We start from the raw sequence: 15,768 nt of genomic DNA, 5'->3' as shown, positions 1-15,768 counted from the left end.
ATGCACCCCTTGGGTTTGGTTTGCCCGCTTTGCAGGCAATAAAAAACCGCCCGAAGGCGGCTGATTGAATGTGTTCGGTTAGATCCCTGCTCGCTCGAAGGCCAGCGGCTCCAGCCCCTTCATCTGCACCAGAGTCAGCGGCGCAAAGTTGCGATCAAGCTGCAGCTCGGCGAAGCGCTCGACGGTCAGCCCACCCTCCCTGAACAGCTTGGCCCTGACAGGACCGATGGCGACGTCCTGGAACGAAGTAGGCTGCTGCTGGAGCCAGTGGTAGTAATCGAGGGCAGCACTGACCTGCTGTCCGCCATCAGCACCCACCGAGGCACGCGTTGCGCCCTTGGCGAACATCGCGCTGAGCTTGGTCAGCAAGATGAACGTGGTTCGGCAGTTCGGGTGGAATGGCGGCCTTGGGCCTGAATCCACCGGAAACCGGCGCTTGTCCATCGAGCGGCATAGCTGGCTGGTCTTGCTGTCCAGCGTGGCGATCATCTGGATCTCAAGCACCACATCAGTATTGGCCTTGGCCACCTCCATGCGCGCCTGGGACGACACATGCTGAATCGCGGTGTGCACGACCGTGCTGGCATTGCGGTTGGTGGTGGCGAGAACTCCATCCTTGTAGCCTGCCGCCTTGGTGCCGCGAATGTTGCGAATGATCTGGAAGTTCGTTTGCCCTTCGAAGAAGCCCTGTCGAATCGTGCCGGTGACGCGCTCGCGCTCAGCAATGGTCCAGCCCTTAATGAATGACTTCATCAGCTTGCCGCCGCCGGTGCCGCGCACACTGAGGGGGTTGGTCAACACCGCGGTGCGGATAGCCACTGCCGTCGGCGCGACCACATCCAGCGCGACGCCCACCGGCGCTGACCGGACCAGACTCGACGCCTCAAATTCAGCCTCGTAGTTGGCGATATCGATCAGGTCGAGGTTCAGTTGCAGGCTGTAGCGGTCGAAGATACCCAGCAGCAGGCTGTCGACCTCCTTCAGCAACGCTTCCAGGCGCTTCGTGTTGTATTCGGTCAGATCCGACTGGGTAAGCCGGTCGCGGATTGAGCGGTCGATCTCCTTCAGGAAGGGAGCGAACTTGCCGACCTCACCTGCCTTCAGCTTTTCGAGGAAGACCGCGTGCCGAATCGTGGCGTCAAGGACTGCTTGATTTGCCGCCATCTAATTTGTCCTCGTCGTCTAGGCCCAGGCCGTCGCCCTGCTCTTCCAGTTCGCCGTCGATTTGCTGGTCAGTGCGCTCTGGTGCGATTAACCCCAACTTACGCAAATACGAACGCAGGTCAGCCTTGGCGAAACCGCCGTTCTGCCACAGCCCAACAAGGGCAGTGATCATCTGCGGATCAGCTGTCAGCTCTACGAATTCCTGATTGATCTGGTACGCGACCTTGTCAGTCATGCCCATGTAAGCGCCGCACCACATGATGGCCCGGGTATACGCCTCGCTGACGTTTGCCACACACCCCGCAAGTACTGAAGTAGATGCTGACTGGTCGCCGCGGGCCTCGGTGGCGGTCTTGGACGATACCGAAGCCACCACCATACGAGCGCCCAGCTCAATCATCATCTGGTTTTTGTCTGCCATGGCCTCTTTGACCAAGGTGTTTGGCAACGGCTGCGCGTAAGCGAAAGAACCGCCCGCCGGAAGCAACATAGGCGCCCGGGAGCCGACATAAATGCCGTTCTTCTCCATGTGATCGCGCCACTGCTCATCAAGGCCTGAGATATAGGGCTGGGCCTGGCCGCACCAGAACACGCTGTCTTCATAGTCAGCACTGTTTCGATAGTGGCCAAGGTTGATCATGGCGATGTCGTACAAGGGCGACTCATCGATGGTCGGATCGTTGTTCTGCGCGCCGACAAAGGTAAACGGGATCTCTTTGAGGCGGCCACCTGTGCCTGTGGGTGCAAAAGCCTCGACTACCTCCAATGGCCCGCCACCTCTGGGCCCAGACCTGCGCCAGACACGGCAAACAAAACCCTCCGGCTCCAACGCCAACTCCCGATATTGCTCGACCACTTTGAAGCCGAAGCCGTCTTCAATTTCTGGCGCCTCGCGCAGAACTACCATCGTCAGCACGTTATGGCCGTTAACCATCCCGGTGCGCCAGTTGATGATGTCTTCCGCGCAGTAGGAAAGGATCACCGAGTGCCCGCCCACGCCTTCATCTTGGTGATAGTCGACATAGAGGCCGTGACGCCCGGCCTCAAGCACCTTTTCCAACGTGCCTTGCGAGTGCTGATAGATGCTGACGCCAGAACCGTTGGCATTGTCTTGCAGGTACTCCAGCTTCTTCGGCACAGTCAGCGTCGGGTCTTTGTGGAATGCCAGGCCAAGCAAACCGTTCCGAGTGTGACCGGTGGCATTCTTGAACACCGCCCGTTCACGGTAAGCCTTGTTGCGATCAGCATTTTCTGGGGATTTGTCGTGCGAGTTGATATAAGGCAGCCGGGAGACAACACGATGCTGGCCGGCGCAAACATCGCGCACGGTGGCCCAGCGATCCAGCACTTCGGTGTAATCAGCCCGCTTGTAGGAGACGTCGTTGCTCATCGGGCGAATCCCATTTTGATAGAGGTGACAACCGTTTTGATTGGGTAACGCTTGGCGATGAAGTAGCCCGCAGCGTCGTTCATATGGTCATGGCCCTTCTTAGGGTCTTTGTCAGGCTCTCCCTTGTCGGTATAAGTCTGACGCTCTAGGCACAAGGTGAGCTGCGGGCACTGATCGACATTGACCTTTAAGCGGCGCTCACCGTAGGTGTTCAGGAACATGGCGTTGACCGCATTCACACGGTCTTTAACCCCCGGATTTGTCGAATCAACAATGACTGAAAACCCGGCCTTCTTAAGCAGCGACAAATCTGACTCACTGGCGTTCTTACTACTGGTGTTCTGGCCACTAGCATCTGGGTAAACGGCAATGTTGTGTCCCGAGAAGCGAACCTTGATCTTTTCGATCATCTCCGGCGTGTCACGCACAGCGTGGAACTCATCCAGAGCCAACGGCAGATCGTCGCGAACCACGTAGACCACGGCGCTCATTTTCATGACGTTGAAGTCCATGCCAATGTGCAAAGCCTCGCCCGGCTTGATCCGCTCGCTGGTGCGACATTCAGCACGATTGAACGTGTAGTAAACGACGCCAGCGTAATTCTCAAAACCGGCCTCGTACTCTTGCCGAAACGTCCGAGGGTCCATCTTGCGGCGGGCCGCATCCAGCTCTTCAGGAGGAACATTGCCTCCCTGTAATGACGTGTACTGCCAGCTCTTGTGGTCAGGCTCGCCGCCTGGTTTGCCGTCCAGATACGTGTCGTAGCAGTGATTGAAGCCCTTAGGTGTGCCAATCCGCAGCGCATGGCCGCCCTTGCGCACTCCGATACCCGGAATCGTGTATTGGCAGGTCGAGAGCATCGGCCGCAGCACTTCTTCCCACGCGGCCCACGGGCAGTCCGCCCATTCATCCACCAGAACGAAGAAAAGGCCGGAGCCCCGCAGGTTATCGTAGTTGTCGAGCCCCACCACGCGCATGACGTGGCCGGACTTGAGGGTGATAGAGCATTCGGTCTCGTTCGGGCGGTGCGCACGCCACGCCTCAGGGATGGCTTGCTTCAGGCGCCGCCAGAACACGCGCTTGGCTTGTTTGAACGTCGGCGCGCCGTACCAGATCTCGTCTTCAACACTCACGCCCCATTCAGCAGCCAGTCGCGCAGCGCGCCGCATCTCAGCCTTGCCCAAGAATGTCTTACCGAACCGGCGCCCACACACCGCGTCGCGAAAGCGCGCCTCAGGCTGGAAGCCCCAGCAATAAATGTTCGCCTGCTTGGGCGTCAGCTTGACCGGAGGATCAAAGGTGCGGGGAAGTCGGGACATGCTCATCAGGCTCCAGCGTGTACTCAGCAATGGCGTGCTGCTGGTCCGCGTGGGAGCCAAGAGGTTTTTCAGGTTCAAGGCGGCGATTTACGTAAACGTCGCCGACTTCTTTGGCGGCCTGCTCGTACAACTGAGCGGTCAGCGCCAAGTTGCGCATGGTTTCGGCCTTCTCAGCCATTCTCCCAAGACCACGCAAACGGAAGGCGCGGTTGGCTATAGGGATCTCGGCAGTTTCTTCCCTGAATCGCTTGCGGGTGTCGTGAAACAAGGTCATCCACTTCACTGCGAGCCCCTTCCCGGCAGACTTGGTTGGGTCGTGCGTCTCCACCTGCTGGCGGCTCACCACAACCCCGTATTCGTTCTTGACGGCTTCCACCACCTGGGACGGTGTGTCAAAGCACGCCAGCGCCTGAACGATGAAGCTCTTCACCTCATTTTTCAGGACTGCCATAAATTCTCATCCGTCTAGAGCCTGTCAAGAATCAGGCCGACTTGAGCAGACAGGTTCCGCAGGCCCTCGATATGTTCAATTTACCCACCTCGGCGGGCTTGTTTGCAGCATCCACCATCGCTTGAACATCAGGGCTTGCGCCATAGCGGCGGACAACACCAACGAACTCTTCCACGTCGTGGCCCTGCAGCTTGATCTTCGGTGCGCCGTCTTGGGTGAATGCAGGTTGACCGTATTTGTCGGTCGCGTGAGCCAGGTGATACAGCTCGTGCTCCAGGAGCGCACAGAACTCAAGGTCGCTGCACTGGGCGCAGTAGTCGGCAGCCAGCGTGATGATGAAAGCCGGCACATCGCCGAACCAATCACGCATCTGTTGCTCCATACGGGCTTTCTGCCAGCCACCGGCGCGGAACGCTACCTGTTCGGCCTGACCGAGGACTGTGCGGCCTTGCTTCTCGAAGCTCGACGATGCCCACATGATCTGGATGTCTGCGTCCAGTAGATGGGCATGGTCTTCGTTGTGAATGCTGCCGGTATCGGCAAGTATCTCGGCTTGGAGCCATTCCCAAACTTCAGGGGCGGGCGTCAGGCGGACACCGAAGTCCGAGAGGTCCGATAGCTCAAGCAGTGACGCCGGGGGTAGTGGTCTTTGCATCAGCCATCCCCTCGTTGATGAACGCACTGCGGATCGTGCCGCCTGTGTAGATGTCTCGCTTCATCGCAGCACGCACCGCATCTTCTGCGCTTGCACCCATATCCATTGCGGCAATTGCATATGCAGAGCCACTGCCAATGGCATCTGGATTGGAAAGGTCGAGCTCCTGTTTCCAGATTCCTGTCTTATCGTCATGACCTACCATCATTAGATTGCCGCCATCGACGACATAGCCTGAGCATTCGACAGGGACCGCCGAGGGAGTGCCGAAGTAGGCCGCGATAAGCGCCTTCTCGTCGCACACCGCACCCGACAGAAAGAAGCTGACCCCACTGACAACCTGGCACTTCGGGGCATTGTCAGAGACAATGCGATCGTTTCGGGTTTGGCGAGAGTCATAGGCGATCACGCCGTCTTTGTAGGCAATGGTCGTCATCAAGTCACCTTCGACGATACAGGCTGCCACTGACATTCCGTGGAAAGCACATAGCGAGAGTCGTCCAAACGGATGATCATCACCCCTGGAGCCTCGGCGTCATCGCGGATGACCTCCCCGAAGATGCAGGCCGAAGTGTCGTAGTTGAAGCACACCCGAACCCTGCTGCCTGTAAATGAACCCTGCTTTGGGAAAGCTGTAGCGGAAATGTTACTTACACAACCCATGATTTTTCCTCGCGCCACGATTTGGCGCATTCGAAAACGTGGCGCGGCTCAATCCATCCGCAGAATGCGAGCGACATTGCCCCGAGCGCGATATACCAGTACCGACAGAACAATCAGTACCATCAACAGGAAAGGCGACACCGTCGGCACGGGCTTGGAAAACATCACCGACAACGTGATAAGTAGTGACTCGCACCCTGTGCCAACGGCCAGCAAGTAAGCCAGCCATGACACTCCTGCGCGGTACCGAGCACCGTCACGGCGATAAGCCGCAATGCGGTAGCAGATGGCACCGCACAAGGTGCCTGCTATTAACGTCCAAGGGTCAACCATTGCGACCTCCAAAGCGGTCAGCGATGAAGCGCAACCAGCCAGGCGTCTTTCCGCCTTGAACCCACTCCAGCAGGCTGATGCAGATCACCACGCAAAACAGCGCGCCGAAAAAGGCCACCAGACCCGAGGTGTTGGCCCAGTTACGCCCCATCACTTCGCTCGATACGTAATAGCCCAGCACCCAGGAGGCAAGGAAGTAACCGAAGCGCGACCATGGCGTCAGCTCTCTGGCAAATACCACAAAGAACATGGCACCGGCAAAAGCCCCGACCACTGCATTTACATCAATTCCAGGGATAAGGCTGGCAGTGGTCATGCCAACAGCAGCCGTCACCGCCAGCGCACCGGTACTCGGTTCGGCCATCGTTGATACTCCACAAAGAAAAAACCCGCACAAAGGCGGGCGTATGGCTCCGTGCTATCGTCGACGCCCCTACAGCAAGACGATGGACCGAGCCATGGCAAAAACAAATATCGAGCGTTTTGATGAGATGAGCGCAGACATACTCGCCCACCTGTATGAAGCATTCCCTGTGCACACAGGTGTATCGCCCCGGACTGCAGGCCTCGCCGAGGTCGAAATCCTGGACTATGACCCTGTGACTGGAACTTCCGAAACCGCCGGAGAGCGCGACCCGGAAACCGATTTCTTTGAGGCGACTTTGGCTTGGCTGGTCCAGTCAGGATTTGTGCTGCGCAAAGATAACGGTCATTTCTCCTGTACCTACGTACTGACCTCGCTCGGACTTCAGGCGCTTAAGCACGTACCAAAGCCATCACTCGGCAGCGAGACCCTTGGAGAAAAGCTCTCCACCGCCACCAAGAGCGGAGCCAAGGAGATGGCCAAGGAGGCTCTGAATCAGGCTTTGTCCATCGGCATGCGAGTGCTTACAAAGAGCACCGAACTTTAGATCTCGGTTCTCACGCTTTCCCGACAGAGCAGCCGTACAGACGCTTGCAGCGACTTGACGTCTCCCCTGAGCGCCCGGATCTCAGCACCACCATCGGTCGGAGCGAGATCCTGGGGCGCCGCTTTACCGCCACCACTCGCCGGACGAGCCCGATCAAGCAGCTCATCTAACCGGCTCAGCTCTATACGCCTGGAGTCAAGGCGCTTACTGACAGCGACAAGTGTTTCTGCAGCCTTCTGAAAGCGCTCCAGCGCCTCCGCATGGAGCTTCGTCGCCTCGGCCAACTTCCGCTCGTCGCTAATAATCATTTCAACCAGGCAGCGGTATTCACTCTTCATCGCCGAACTCCGAAAGCAAATGCCCTGCGCATGCAGAGACACGAATGAGGCCCTCGTTGAACTTGCAGGCAGAGGTTCCGAGGGGTTTGGGTAAATCGTGGGCACAAAAAAACCCGACACAGTGGCCGGGTTCTTTGTTGTCATTCTTAACACGCAAGAAGGACAAGATAGGCATTAATCTATGCCATTCTGCCACTATCCGTCAAGCAGCATTTTGAGCAATCAACCCTTCCCCATCCAGAATGCCCTGAGCCTCACTCAGCGCCTCATCAACTCTGCGCCGCAGGTCCTTGCAGATGGCGGACTTCCAGCGGTATTGGGTGCGCTCGGGTACCGGATCATCTAGCCAGTTATCCATCGAATACCAGCCCGCAGGCAGGACGCTAGTTGAGCGCTTGCCCTCCTGACCTGGGAGCTTGGGCATAGCCCATGTCACGACGGCCGCATGTCTGAATCGCTCCGGCGCTGGCGACCTAATGGCCTTGGCAATCAAGATTATCGCGGCGTGTTTGCGCTCCGCGTGGGTCGAGTACTGGGCGACCAGCGCATTCCAATGATCAGGGGCGAGCTGGGCACGAAGCCTTGCGTGAACCATGCAGTCGACGAGGAATTCAGCCTCCTTCCCGACGATCTCCCCCTTCTGCTTGGCGCACTGCACCTTTGGCTCGAAGTCATTCCCGCCGGCTGAGTTGATCGTTTCGGCGGCCAGGGCCCGGACTACTGCTGCCACAACATTTCTGTAAGTCATGCCGCCTCTCCTTTCTTCAGTTCTCTGGTCAGCGCCCGGTAATGCGCGGTCAGCGCCTTCAGCTCATCGATCGTGTATTTCTTCACCGACTGGTCAGCCTCGAGCGCTTCGACGGCAGCCAGCCCGATCCTGACGATCAGCCCGATCCGGTAATCCACGGCATTGCCAGACAGAAACCGGTTGTCCTGCTTGCTTTGTGCATGGCAGTTGCGCTCATCGAAGCGGAGGTGCGGTGCCGAGCCGACGCTGCGATAGTGGCCAGCATCTGTCTGGTTGCCGCTCCAATCCAGCGGCCGGCCGCTGGAGATGCACGCACGGCCCGCCGACCGGTCCCGCCACCGGATGAACTCGTTGAAAGCCTGCTGGGCGTCTTTCATGTGGTCGCTACGTGACTTCAGCTTCTCCTTGCGAACCTTGATCTCGCGGCGCTCAACCAGGGCCAGCGACTTGCGCTTTTTCTCCTGCTTGCCGCGAGCAATGACGACAGCGCAGTCCGGCGAACACCAGGTCTGGAAGCTCTCCCGGGGGACGAATGAGGCCCTGCACTGTGGAACGCTGCATTTCTTGGGGCGAGGCTGCTTGACTGCGAGACTCATGCATAGCCCCCGATCTGATCAGCAGCACTCAAGGCGTCCTGCTCCGTTTCGAAGTGCGCCGACAACACCAGCCGCCAGCAGGCATTGAAAACGTCGCGATACAAAGGCTCAAATGCCAGATCATCCATGCTCGACCAGCTGATCGACTTGGCTTCTTTGCGAACGCCTTCAGGGGTGTGCACCAGGTGGAAGTGTCCCGCCTCAATCGTCACCCACTCGCGAAATGCTTCACGGCTTTTGTCCACCGCTGGAAAACGATCTGCGCGAGAGGACTCAAGGCCTGAGATGTACGCAGCCACCGCATCCGACAGCTGCCCAGGCTTACCGCTTTGCGCTTCGAAGAACTTGGCCAACCCTTGAATCCCGCGGAGCTCTTGCCGAGGAATCAGGCCGCCAACCGGCTCCCAATACTCCCAAGCCAGATCCAGCATGGAGAAGAACTTGCCATGAAATTTTGCGTTGCGCATTTTGGTGAATTTGCCGTGGATGACCTGGCCCAGCTTCCACTTCTGGGTCAGCTCGCGATCAGCTTCAGTGGCTGGCACGAGGCCTTGGGCGGTACGAATAAGAGCGACCTCAGCCATTTTTCACCCCCGTCTTCATACTCACTTTCCCCTCAGCCTCAAGCTGGCGCATGGTTGCGCGCAGGGTCTTGAGGTCGTAGATGCGGATCAGCGCGCGAAGGCTCTTGTTGGCGACCGCAGCAAACGCGCAACCGCCAACGAAGAGCATCGACGTGATCAGCAGCACGGCGCCAACAATCATTGAGCCGTAGCCAAGCCACAAAGCGATTGAATCCAGGGTCATGGCTGCTCTCCCTTGCCCATGGCGGCCGCATGGAACTTTGCTACGCAGCCAGCAAGGTCATGCTTTTCCTGGAAGTAATCACTTGCGTATGAGCCCCATGCATCAATTTCTTCGGCTGCATCCAGTAGGGACTTGCGCAGCTCCTCCACCTCAGCCTTCAGCTCAGCATTCACCCGCTCGTAGGCTTCGTAGCCGGTGCGTAGGCCGGCTACTTCGGCCTTGAGTTGAACGACCATCGCCATGTGTTCACGCACCGAATCCTGTGCGGCTGCTGCGCGGTCCCATTCAGGGTTGAATCTCGCCAATCCGGCATAGTCGGCACGCAGCCGCTCGTTATCGGCCTTGAGCTGGTCGCGCTCGGAAACTACCGTCTTTACACGGGATGGTAGGTCGTGGAATCCGTGGCGCGATTTAGGCTCTTCCGGGCCGCGCACCGCCACTGCGATTTCCCCGAGAAGAACGGACAGGGTGTCGCAAAGCTCGGTCGCCTCTTGATCGCTCTCATGAAGCCGCTCGTTCTCGGCGATCAGGGCCAAGACTGCAGCAGGCGTTGCAGCAGCTTCAAACTCACCCCAGGCCTCACCAATCGGTTCTCCGCCGTCAAGCGCCTCGATGTCGATTACGCGCTGGGCCAGCCGCTTCAGATCGGTGTTGTCGCTCATGACTTCACCTTCACGCCAGCGGCTTCGATGGCTTCACGAACCTCAATGCTGCGACACAGAGCAAACACCTCATCAGCATCGAAAAGCTCGCTGCTTTGTGAGGCGTATTCGTTTTCGCGGATCGAGTCGTAACCGGCCTCGTACCCAACGATCTGGGGCAACTCAATCACCAGCACCTCGCGGGATTTCTTCCATGCCCACCAGCAATGCTCAATCGTGGTGCTTTGGTACTCGCCGGTGGCGAATTTGCCCATGTTTTGATTGGGGTATTCGCTCAGCACCGAGGCTTCAAACTCTTCACGCATCTTGTCGGTCATGTCCGCTTCTCCGCGCCGCACACCGGCTCGCGCTTGATGTTCATTTTCGCCAGCAGCAGCTCGCGGGCTGACTTGCCGTCGGCCGGGATGCCTTGCTGAAGGATTCGCGCCTGGGCTTGTTGGTCGGCCAGTTCGTTGGCGAGTTCGAAGTCCGTCTTCTGGCTGTCGTGGCCGATGCCGGTGAGGATCTTTCCGTCGAGCGGCTGACCTTCCTGGGCGCGGCGGATCACGACGGCGTAGTTGTGGTCGAAGCGCTGGCGGAGGCCCTTGTCTTCCTGCTTGGCGGAACGCAGGTCGAACAGCCCGGTGGCGATGGCAGCGATGCGCACGCCTTCGTGGCTGTAGGCCTCCATCAGCGCCTCCATCCACGCCCCGGCGGCCGAAGGCATGCCGAAGTCTTCCGGGCCTGGCACGCACATCGCGATGAACTCCCCCACACTCGGCGCGAAGGGCTTCTTGAGCTTTCGGCACTTCTGGATACCGAACTCGATCTGCTCCAAGGTACGAATGCCTTCGTCGGCAAACTCCTTGATCCACTCGGCCTTGGCAGCGTCGAGCGCTTCCGTGGACGGCCACGCCTGACGCCATGCCGGGAATATCCCGCGCAGGCGACGGAACAGGTCATTCACCACTTCTGCCGTCTGCGGTGTGACGTGCAACGGCTGAGCGTGAATGGCTGGCGGCAGGTTGCCCATGGTCGCCATCAATTGGCTGACTGGCTTCATGGGCTCACCACAAGCCCTTCGGCCCAGGCATTGCTGTCGAAGTCGGGCTCATTGCTCTGGCGCGGCGTGAACTGCCTGACGTTCGACGATGCTGCTCGATTCCGATCGCTCAGCACCCACTTCACCAGCATCTGCACCCATTCGGCCTGGGTATTCACTTGGCCGCGCGGCTCGTAGTGGGCAGTGAATGCCCGGCGCGCATCTTCGGTGAACAGGTCCAGCGCTACGCCTGAGTGAACCGAGTAGGTTTTCAGCAGCTTGTCGTCCGGGTGCCAGTCGAGGGTCATTTCGCTGGGCATGCGAGGGTCGACAGCTTCCCGCGCAGAGAGAGGGTTTTGATCTTCTCTTCTCTTCTCTTCTCTGGTCCGAATTTCGTCCGCATCACTTGCGGACATTTTGCGGACACTTCCCGACTTTCGTGCGGTGCGCTTCCTCTCATTGTCGTTCGCACGGCGCTTGGCGCTTGCCCCGTTGTGCTCGTCAAAGCGAGGCATTACAAGGCTTCCAGCCTCATCTATAGAAGCCCACTGCACGTCGATCATGGCCTGCGTGAACCCTGGCCAGCCGATCACAGCGTCCATCGCATTGCAGTCATAGCCCAGCAGCACGCCATCAGCAGAATGAGTGTCGAAGATGCTCCAAGCGACATGCAGTCCGCCAATCACCCGCAACCTGTCCGCTTTCAATGCGGACACAATGCGGAAAACTTTCGGGTGGGTTTGGAGGTCGATTCGCATTTTTATCCAGTCTCCGGCCATTACGCGGCCTCCAATTTGGCGATGATGCGTGCGGCTTCGCGCTCAATTGCGAGGCGTTCGGCTTCTGGCATCTGGTTGTAATAGAACAGCGCGCGCTGGAGCTTCTTGGTTGTCTCGAGAAGCTCTGATTGGTCGCCGAGGCATGCGCTTGTGAGGCGACCGCCAGCTAGCGTCATGCCCAAGTGGATTGGCTCTGTGGGGCTGTCGAGAACGATCGTTATCCGGCTCATGCAGCACCCCGCATAGCCTTGTCGTGAGTGAACAGGCCGTCCCAGGTCTTCTTCATGGGCAGCTCGCCGGCCAGGTACAGGTCGTACAGGCGTGCAGCGCCCTTCTTCAGCAGGATGGGTGTGTAGGAGATGAATGCGTCTTTCCCATGCGGGGTGACTTCGTGCTGGTGCTCGGTCATGTACTTGTCGCGGGCATAGGAGGAGACGCGCCACCGGGTGCCGGACCGGCCCTCAGTGAACAGCCAGTTTTTAGCCTTCAAGCAGGCGTTCACCTGCATGACGTTCAAGCCGTTTAATCGCTTGCAGAACTGAGCTGCCGTCTCGCCCTCCCTGAACAGGTCTTCCAAGCATTGAATCTTCGTGGCCTGCTGGTGGTTTTCTACGCGCAACACCTCTGTCTGCTCGATCTGGTCGGCATACAGGCGCAGGGCCTCGGCGTATGAAGGGAGTGCGACCTTTTGCGAAAGTCGCTCCTCCAGCGCTGTCATATGGTCGAAAACTGCGGCCTGGAGATCGTAGCTGTACGACATTGCCATCAGGCAGGATTCGCGCTTTGGGAATGAATAGCCCTTTCGCGGGCGCCCATAGCTATCAGGGAGATCGGCAATAAATTTTGCCGATGCCTGCTCGCCCAAAACCTCGGGCACTTTGCCTAAGAAGCTCTTGTGCATGAGCAAAGCAAATTTAGAACCGGTCTCGGCGGATTGCCGTGAGCGATGAGCATTTATGAATTCGACAAGCTCAAGGCTGGTCATCGAAACTTCCCGCGCCACGTTTTGCGATTGCAGAAAACGTGGCGCGGATTCGTTGGTGTTGACGATCGATTGGGGAATAGGCATTATTCGCTCCAGACATTAGTTTTAAGTGCTGCACAAGAAGCCACCATTGCCCGGTGGCTTTTTTGTGCCTGCGATTCGGTAATCAGTTGTTTCATTGGCAGCTCCTTAATAGTCCCTAAGGGGCTAATCAGCCCTTCGCCCTAGCGACCTGACCTTGCCCCTGCTTGGGGGTGGTCTAGACATTCGGTCCAATTCCTTGTTGATGATTCTTGCTGCCAGCTCTTCCGGTGTTACGCCTGCTTGCCTGGCTAAAAACTCCAGATTGCTGACTCCTTCCCATTCGAGCTGGACATCCAGCTGTTTTGTTTCAGGCACAGGGCCTCCTCGGCAACTTCAGGCCACATCGGTCTTTGCGTTAAGCTCTTCCATCATCTGGTTCAGTCCGCGCTCAAGTATTTCCCGAGCAAGAACGGCTTTTTGTGTGCGCTGGTATCTCGCCATTGCGGTAAGCAGATCGTCAGCCACCTCGTCGAGGCGCACCTTTGTCGGCTTGTCGTGCATGTGGCTTGGGTCGTAATGCATGTGTTGCTCCTTGTGGCTGATGAATTGGGTTTAAGCGGCTGTTAATGGCTGTTTTTCGGGAGGGAAGGCGTCATCCAGCTCGCACTCCGCGCCGAGCACATTTAAGGCGTTGACGATGAGTCGGGCCTCGCTGAGCCCTGGGCAACGAAGACCGGACTCGTAATTCGCCAGGCGGGATTGATTCCAGCCGAGCGCCCGGCGCAGCGCTGCCTGTGTGACGCCAGCCCTCTCGCGGATCATTCGGACTTGATTCATCTGGTGCTCCTTCATAATTAAACACAGGATAAACACGCATCGTGTTAAAGGCAAACACAATAAGTGAAAGCCGGGTATTTCAATTCGTGATTGAATCCCGCGAATGAACGAATCTTTAGCGCAGCGCATAAAGCGCCTCAGGAAAGAAGCTGGCCTCTCCCAGGCCCAGTTGGCAGATGCTTGCGGCTGGAAGTCTCAGTCGAGAGTGGGTAATTACGAGGCGGGGACCAGAGAGCCAAACCTGGCTGACATCTCCGCGATAGCCAAAGCGCTCAGAATTGATGACGCACAGCTACTGCTAAGCACACCACCAGCCGACCTTAGCCCCCTCAGCTTTGAGACTGCGCAGACCTCGGTCGCCCCAGGCAGCGCCGCCGATGCAGTCCGGGCAATGCTCGCCAAGAGCGGGAAGAATGTGCCGGAGGCTTTGAAGCAGAAAATTATTGCCGTAGCGGATACTGCAGACAGCAACGTCGTCACGGTGGACTTCTCCCGCCCCGGCCTTGTTGGGGACGAGGTATGGATTGCTCACTACGACGTGCGCGGAGCTTTGGGCGGCGGCGAAATTGCTCATGATTTCCCCGAGATGCTCCAGGACGTGCGCGTCAGCCCCTCCAAGCTCCGAGCCATGGGCGTCGAGTTCAAAGAGCACTTCCATCTGAAGATGATCACCGGCTGGGGGCAGTCCATGACGCCAACCATCAAGCATGGCGATCCGCTACTGGTCGATGTCAGCATCAAGGAATTCATCGGCGACGGGATTTACTTCTTCTCCTATCAGGGCTTCCAGTACATCAAGCGCCTACAGATGAAGGGGAAAGACAAATTCAAGATGATCTCGGACAACCGTAAGCACAAAGCCGAGGACATTTTTATCGATGAGACCTACATCCAGGCGCGCGTGCTCCTCGTCTGGAATGCCAACTTGGTGTAATGCCATGCCCCTCACCAAGCCCAGCCAAGACCTCAAGCGCTACCTACAGGGCATCGCCTCAGACCTGAAGTGGTCGGCCGTAGAGCTGAAGAGGATCGCTGATGGGCTGAGTCAAGCGGGGAATGAGGCGGATGCGCAGGCGGCACTGAAGATGTGCACTGTGTTTCATGCTGGGGAGGATCGGCTGGCGGGGTATGCGGATGAGGTGAAAAACGGTCAAGTGACGCGAGCCAAGTCTAGATAGGTATCCCGACGCAGCATTAATAGATTTTGAATTGGAGAGCAGCATGGATGACGATAAAAGCGCGGATCAATTTCAGGAGGTACTGAAGCTGAAGCTTTTGGTATCCAGGTTGCACGCCCTCAGTATTGCGAACACCGAAACAATCATGAATTTGGTTTCCTCCATGGCCCAGGAGCCAGACCTCCCCTCTACGCTCAGATCAAAAATGCTCGATGAGTTCAAAGGCTTGAAAAAACAGATGGATATTCTGGACGAGCTTTCAAAAATACAGGTGCTCAACGGTGGAAGTTAAGGCTGGCGACCCTATGCCGGAAGGAAATGTGTCCTCAACCCTGCTCCAGCGACAGTACGCAAAGCAAGAAGAAACAATTGCTGACCTGGAGAAGAAGATAGCCATAGCCGCACATGACAAAATGCTCTTAGCGCGCGATACTGATCCCATGAACGACATCACACGCGAAGAATTCAACGCTCGAATGGAGACCATCGAAGTCAAGATGGATGCTCGGGTTGAATCTGTCTCGTCCAAAATTGATGGTTTCCTTGCAGCTCAAGCTGAGAGAGACAAGGCGCAGGCTGAGCGCGACAAGCGATTTGAGATGCTCGCAGAGCGGGCTACAAAGGCAGCCGAAGGCGCGGAAGAAGCAGCCAAGCAGGCCGCGACAGTAAAAAACAACTATTGGGCCGCCGTTGGTGTGCAGCTGCTGGCAGTGGCTGCAATCTTGGTCGGTGCTTATTTTACCAACCAAGGGAATGCCCTTATGGTTGCCCAAACTACGCTGGCGGCCTTTTCATCAGGCAAAGACTCCGCCTCAGGTAACGAAAGTAACAAGGCCAACCCGCCCGCTACACAGCAGCCCACCAAGTAATCTCATTCAAAGCCCGGCCCAGCGCCGGGCTTCTTGTA

At 57.7% G+C, this 15,768-nt stretch carries 26 protein-coding genes; 5 read left to right on the top strand and 21 right to left on the bottom strand.

The features are described 5' to 3' along the window. Positions 1-78: 78 nt before the first annotated feature. The 8 genes from TU74_RS08250 to TU74_RS08210 form a co-directional block, all read right to left on the bottom strand. The gene (locus tag TU74_RS08250) at positions 79-1,164 is read right to left on the bottom strand and encodes a minor capsid protein (protein WP_048375936.1); all 1,086 of its coding nucleotides are present in this window, start codon (positions 1,162-1,164) and stop codon (positions 79-81) included. Next, a complete protein-coding gene (locus TU74_RS08245) occupies positions 1,139-2,554 on the bottom strand; it encodes a DUF4055 domain-containing protein (protein WP_048375934.1) in 1,416 nt (471 codons plus the stop codon). The genes TU74_RS08250 and TU74_RS08245 overlap by 26 nt, the downstream gene beginning before the upstream one ends. Then, positions 2,551-3,873, bottom strand: coding sequence for a phage terminase large subunit family protein (locus TU74_RS08240; RefSeq protein WP_047293915.1), 1,323 nt, complete (start codon positions 3,871-3,873; stop codon positions 2,551-2,553). Before TU74_RS08240 ends, TU74_RS08245 begins: the two co-directional genes overlap by 4 nt. Next, positions 3,848-4,324, bottom strand: coding sequence for a DUF2280 domain-containing protein (locus TU74_RS08235; protein WP_047280205.1), 477 nt, complete (start codon positions 4,322-4,324; stop codon positions 3,848-3,850). The genes TU74_RS08240 and TU74_RS08235 overlap by 26 nt, the downstream gene beginning before the upstream one ends. Positions 4,325-4,355: 31 nt before the next feature. Further along, the gene (locus TU74_RS08230; protein WP_048375933.1) at positions 4,356-4,979 is read right to left on the bottom strand and encodes a putative metallopeptidase; all 624 of its coding nucleotides are present in this window, start codon (positions 4,977-4,979) and stop codon (positions 4,356-4,358) included. After that, positions 4,945-5,415 (bottom strand): Ntn hydrolase family protein, encoded by a 471-nt coding sequence (locus TU74_RS08225; RefSeq protein ID WP_047282144.1) that lies wholly within the window; start codon positions 5,413-5,415, stop codon positions 4,945-4,947. The genes TU74_RS08230 and TU74_RS08225 overlap by 35 nt, the downstream gene beginning before the upstream one ends. Positions 5,416-5,690: 275 nt before the next feature. Further along, positions 5,691-5,975: a phage holin family protein gene (locus TU74_RS08215; protein WP_048375932.1), complete on the bottom strand. Its 285-nt coding sequence runs from the start codon at positions 5,973-5,975 to the stop codon at positions 5,691-5,693. Then, positions 5,968-6,339 carry a putative holin gene (locus tag TU74_RS08210; protein ID WP_048375931.1) on the bottom strand — a complete coding sequence of 124 codons (372 nt, stop codon included), beginning with the start codon at positions 6,337-6,339 and terminating at the stop codon, positions 5,968-5,970. The genes TU74_RS08215 and TU74_RS08210 overlap by 8 nt, the downstream gene beginning before the upstream one ends. 94 nt (positions 6,340-6,433) lie before the next feature. Between TU74_RS08210 and TU74_RS08205 the strand changes: the two genes are divergently transcribed. Beyond that, a complete protein-coding gene (locus TU74_RS08205; protein ID WP_048375930.1) occupies positions 6,434-6,886 on the top strand; it encodes a hypothetical protein in 453 nt (150 codons plus the stop codon). Here the strand turns inward: TU74_RS08205 and TU74_RS08200 are convergent. The 13 genes from TU74_RS08200 to TU74_RS08140 all read right to left on the bottom strand — a co-directional run bounded on the left by TU74_RS08200 (position 6,883) and on the right by TU74_RS08140 (position 13,683). Further along, positions 6,883-7,224 carry a hypothetical protein gene (locus tag TU74_RS08200; protein WP_048375928.1) on the bottom strand — a complete coding sequence of 114 codons (342 nt, stop codon included), beginning with the start codon at positions 7,222-7,224 and terminating at the stop codon, positions 6,883-6,885. The two genes, TU74_RS08205 and TU74_RS08200, sit on opposite strands and share 4 nt — an antisense overlap. A gap of 202 nt (positions 7,225-7,426) precedes the next feature. Further along, entirely contained in the window at positions 7,427-7,972 is a 546-nt protein-coding gene (locus tag TU74_RS08195) for a hypothetical protein (protein WP_048375927.1), read from the bottom strand. After that, positions 7,969-8,568, bottom strand: a complete 600-nt coding sequence (locus TU74_RS08190) for a recombination protein NinG (protein WP_048375925.1) — start codon at positions 8,566-8,568, stop codon at positions 7,969-7,971. The genes TU74_RS08195 and TU74_RS08190 overlap by 4 nt, the downstream gene beginning before the upstream one ends. Beyond that, positions 8,565-9,152 carry a DUF1367 family protein gene (locus TU74_RS08185; protein ID WP_048375924.1) on the bottom strand — a complete coding sequence of 196 codons (588 nt, stop codon included), beginning with the start codon at positions 9,150-9,152 and terminating at the stop codon, positions 8,565-8,567. The genes TU74_RS08190 and TU74_RS08185 overlap by 4 nt, the downstream gene beginning before the upstream one ends. Next, positions 9,145-9,375, bottom strand: coding sequence for a hypothetical protein (locus TU74_RS08180; RefSeq protein WP_048375922.1), 231 nt, complete (start codon positions 9,373-9,375; stop codon positions 9,145-9,147). Before TU74_RS08180 ends, TU74_RS08185 begins: the two co-directional genes overlap by 8 nt. Next, positions 9,372-10,037, bottom strand: coding sequence for a hypothetical protein (locus TU74_RS08175; RefSeq protein WP_048375921.1), 666 nt, complete (start codon positions 10,035-10,037; stop codon positions 9,372-9,374). Before TU74_RS08175 ends, TU74_RS08180 begins: the two co-directional genes overlap by 4 nt. Continuing rightward, entirely contained in the window at positions 10,034-10,354 is a 321-nt protein-coding gene (locus TU74_RS08170) for a phiTE_015 family protein (protein WP_047274393.1), read from the bottom strand. The genes TU74_RS08175 and TU74_RS08170 overlap by 4 nt, the downstream gene beginning before the upstream one ends. Continuing rightward, positions 10,351-11,079 (bottom strand): replication protein P, encoded by a 729-nt coding sequence (locus TU74_RS08165; protein ID WP_048375920.1) that lies wholly within the window; start codon positions 11,077-11,079, stop codon positions 10,351-10,353. The genes TU74_RS08170 and TU74_RS08165 overlap by 4 nt, the downstream gene beginning before the upstream one ends. Beyond that, positions 11,076-11,837, bottom strand: a complete 762-nt coding sequence (locus TU74_RS08160) for a DnaT-like ssDNA-binding domain-containing protein (protein ID WP_048375918.1) — start codon at positions 11,835-11,837, stop codon at positions 11,076-11,078. Before TU74_RS08160 ends, TU74_RS08165 begins: the two co-directional genes overlap by 4 nt. Next, the gene (locus TU74_RS08155; protein WP_048375916.1) at positions 11,837-12,067 is read right to left on the bottom strand and encodes a hypothetical protein; all 231 of its coding nucleotides are present in this window, start codon (positions 12,065-12,067) and stop codon (positions 11,837-11,839) included. The genes TU74_RS08160 and TU74_RS08155 overlap by 1 nt, the downstream gene beginning before the upstream one ends. Next, positions 12,064-12,906 (bottom strand): hypothetical protein, encoded by an 843-nt coding sequence (locus TU74_RS08150; RefSeq protein ID WP_048375915.1) that lies wholly within the window; start codon positions 12,904-12,906, stop codon positions 12,064-12,066. Before TU74_RS08150 ends, TU74_RS08155 begins: the two co-directional genes overlap by 4 nt. A gap of 333 nt (positions 12,907-13,239) precedes the next feature. Continuing rightward, positions 13,240-13,428, bottom strand: coding sequence for a hypothetical protein (locus tag TU74_RS08145; RefSeq protein ID WP_047274383.1), 189 nt, complete (start codon positions 13,426-13,428; stop codon positions 13,240-13,242). Positions 13,429-13,458: 30 nt separating this feature from the next. Next, complete coding sequence (locus tag TU74_RS08140; protein WP_047274381.1) at positions 13,459-13,683, bottom strand: helix-turn-helix transcriptional regulator; 225 nt, start codon at positions 13,681-13,683, stop codon at positions 13,459-13,461. 103 nt (positions 13,684-13,786) lie between these two features. Here TU74_RS08140 and TU74_RS08135 point away from each other — a divergent pair, with 103 nt between their 5' ends. The 4 genes from TU74_RS08135 to TU74_RS08120 are packed head-to-tail and all read left to right on the top strand — an operon-like array spanning position 13,787 to position 15,730. Then, the gene (locus TU74_RS08135; protein ID WP_048375914.1) at positions 13,787-14,617 is read left to right on the top strand and encodes an XRE family transcriptional regulator; all 831 of its coding nucleotides are present in this window, start codon (positions 13,787-13,789) and stop codon (positions 14,615-14,617) included. Positions 14,618-14,621: 4 nt separating this feature from the next. Beyond that, a complete protein-coding gene (locus TU74_RS08130) occupies positions 14,622-14,861 on the top strand; it encodes a hypothetical protein (RefSeq protein WP_048375911.1) in 240 nt (79 codons plus the stop codon). A 43-nt stretch (positions 14,862-14,904) separates the two neighbouring features. Next, a complete protein-coding gene (locus TU74_RS08125) occupies positions 14,905-15,153 on the top strand; it encodes a hypothetical protein (protein WP_048375908.1) in 249 nt (82 codons plus the stop codon). Further along, positions 15,143-15,730: a hypothetical protein gene (locus tag TU74_RS08120; protein ID WP_241485551.1), complete on the top strand. Its 588-nt coding sequence runs from the start codon at positions 15,143-15,145 to the stop codon at positions 15,728-15,730. Before TU74_RS08125 ends, TU74_RS08120 begins: the two co-directional genes overlap by 11 nt. The last annotated feature ends 38 nt before the right edge of the window (positions 15,731-15,768 follow it).

The organism is Pseudomonas lundensis, assembly GCF_001042985.1.
GTDB lineage: Bacteria > Pseudomonadota > Gammaproteobacteria > Pseudomonadales > Pseudomonadaceae > Aquipseudomonas > Aquipseudomonas lundensis.
Note: the sequence above shows the minus strand (reverse complement) of the source record. Positions and strands in the feature narration are given on the sequence as shown.

What these genes read in the sequence shown, in the direction of transcription:
- TU74_RS08240 (WP_047293915.1), bottom strand. Translation starts at nt 3,873, where the DNA reads ATGTCCCGACTTCCCCGCACCTTTGATCCTCCGGTCAAGCTGACGCCC.
- TU74_RS08170 (WP_047274393.1), bottom strand. Translation starts at nt 10,354, where the DNA reads ATGACCGACAAGATGCGTGAAGAGTTTGAAGCCTCGGTGCTGAGCGAA.
- TU74_RS08190 (WP_048375925.1), bottom strand. Translation starts at nt 8,568, where the DNA reads ATGAGTCTCGCAGTCAAGCAGCCTCGCCCCAAGAAATGCAGCGTTCCA.
- TU74_RS08150 (WP_048375915.1), bottom strand. Translation starts at nt 12,906, where the DNA reads ATGCCTATTCCCCAATCGATCGTCAACACCAACGAATCCGCGCCACGT.
- TU74_RS08195 (WP_048375927.1), bottom strand. Translation starts at nt 7,972, where the DNA reads ATGACTTACAGAAATGTTGTGGCAGCAGTAGTCCGGGCCCTGGCCGCC.
- TU74_RS08155 (WP_048375916.1), bottom strand. Translation starts at nt 12,067, where the DNA reads ATGAGCCGGATAACGATCGTTCTCGACAGCCCCACAGAGCCAATCCAC.
- TU74_RS08140 (WP_047274381.1), bottom strand. Translation starts at nt 13,683, where the DNA reads ATGAATCAAGTCCGAATGATCCGCGAGAGGGCTGGCGTCACACAGGCA.
- TU74_RS08250 (WP_048375936.1), bottom strand. Translation starts at nt 1,164, where the DNA reads ATGGCGGCAAATCAAGCAGTCCTTGACGCCACGATTCGGCACGCGGTC.
- TU74_RS08145 (WP_047274383.1), bottom strand. Translation starts at nt 13,428, where the DNA reads ATGCATTACGACCCAAGCCACATGCACGACAAGCCGACAAAGGTGCGC.
- TU74_RS08180 (WP_048375922.1), bottom strand. Translation starts at nt 9,375, where the DNA reads ATGACCCTGGATTCAATCGCTTTGTGGCTTGGCTACGGCTCAATGATT.
- TU74_RS08210 (WP_048375931.1), bottom strand. Translation starts at nt 6,339, where the DNA reads ATGGCCGAACCGAGTACCGGTGCGCTGGCGGTGACGGCTGCTGTTGGC.
- TU74_RS08215 (WP_048375932.1), bottom strand. Translation starts at nt 5,975, where the DNA reads ATGGTTGACCCTTGGACGTTAATAGCAGGCACCTTGTGCGGTGCCATC.
- TU74_RS08135 (WP_048375914.1), top strand. Translation starts at nt 13,787, where the DNA reads ATGAACGAATCTTTAGCGCAGCGCATAAAGCGCCTCAGGAAAGAAGCT.
- TU74_RS08130 (WP_048375911.1), top strand. Translation starts at nt 14,622, where the DNA reads ATGCCCCTCACCAAGCCCAGCCAAGACCTCAAGCGCTACCTACAGGGC.
- TU74_RS08165 (WP_048375920.1), bottom strand. Translation starts at nt 11,079, where the DNA reads ATGAAGCCAGTCAGCCAATTGATGGCGACCATGGGCAACCTGCCGCCA.
- TU74_RS08200 (WP_048375928.1), bottom strand. Translation starts at nt 7,224, where the DNA reads ATGAAGAGTGAATACCGCTGCCTGGTTGAAATGATTATTAGCGACGAG.
- TU74_RS08205 (WP_048375930.1), top strand. Translation starts at nt 6,434, where the DNA reads ATGGCAAAAACAAATATCGAGCGTTTTGATGAGATGAGCGCAGACATA.
- TU74_RS08175 (WP_048375921.1), bottom strand. Translation starts at nt 10,037, where the DNA reads ATGAGCGACAACACCGATCTGAAGCGGCTGGCCCAGCGCGTAATCGAC.
- TU74_RS08185 (WP_048375924.1), bottom strand. Translation starts at nt 9,152, where the DNA reads ATGGCTGAGGTCGCTCTTATTCGTACCGCCCAAGGCCTCGTGCCAGCC.
- TU74_RS08125 (WP_048375908.1), top strand. Translation starts at nt 14,905, where the DNA reads ATGGATGACGATAAAAGCGCGGATCAATTTCAGGAGGTACTGAAGCTG.
- TU74_RS08245 (WP_048375934.1), bottom strand. Translation starts at nt 2,554, where the DNA reads ATGAGCAACGACGTCTCCTACAAGCGGGCTGATTACACCGAAGTGCTG.
- TU74_RS08160 (WP_048375918.1), bottom strand. Translation starts at nt 11,837, where the DNA reads ATGGCCGGAGACTGGATAAAAATGCGAATCGACCTCCAAACCCACCCG.
- TU74_RS08225 (WP_047282144.1), bottom strand. Translation starts at nt 5,415, where the DNA reads ATGACGACCATTGCCTACAAAGACGGCGTGATCGCCTATGACTCTCGC.
- TU74_RS08235 (WP_047280205.1), bottom strand. Translation starts at nt 4,324, where the DNA reads ATGGCAGTCCTGAAAAATGAGGTGAAGAGCTTCATCGTTCAGGCGCTG.
- TU74_RS08230 (WP_048375933.1), bottom strand. Translation starts at nt 4,979, where the DNA reads ATGCAAAGACCACTACCCCCGGCGTCACTGCTTGAGCTATCGGACCTC.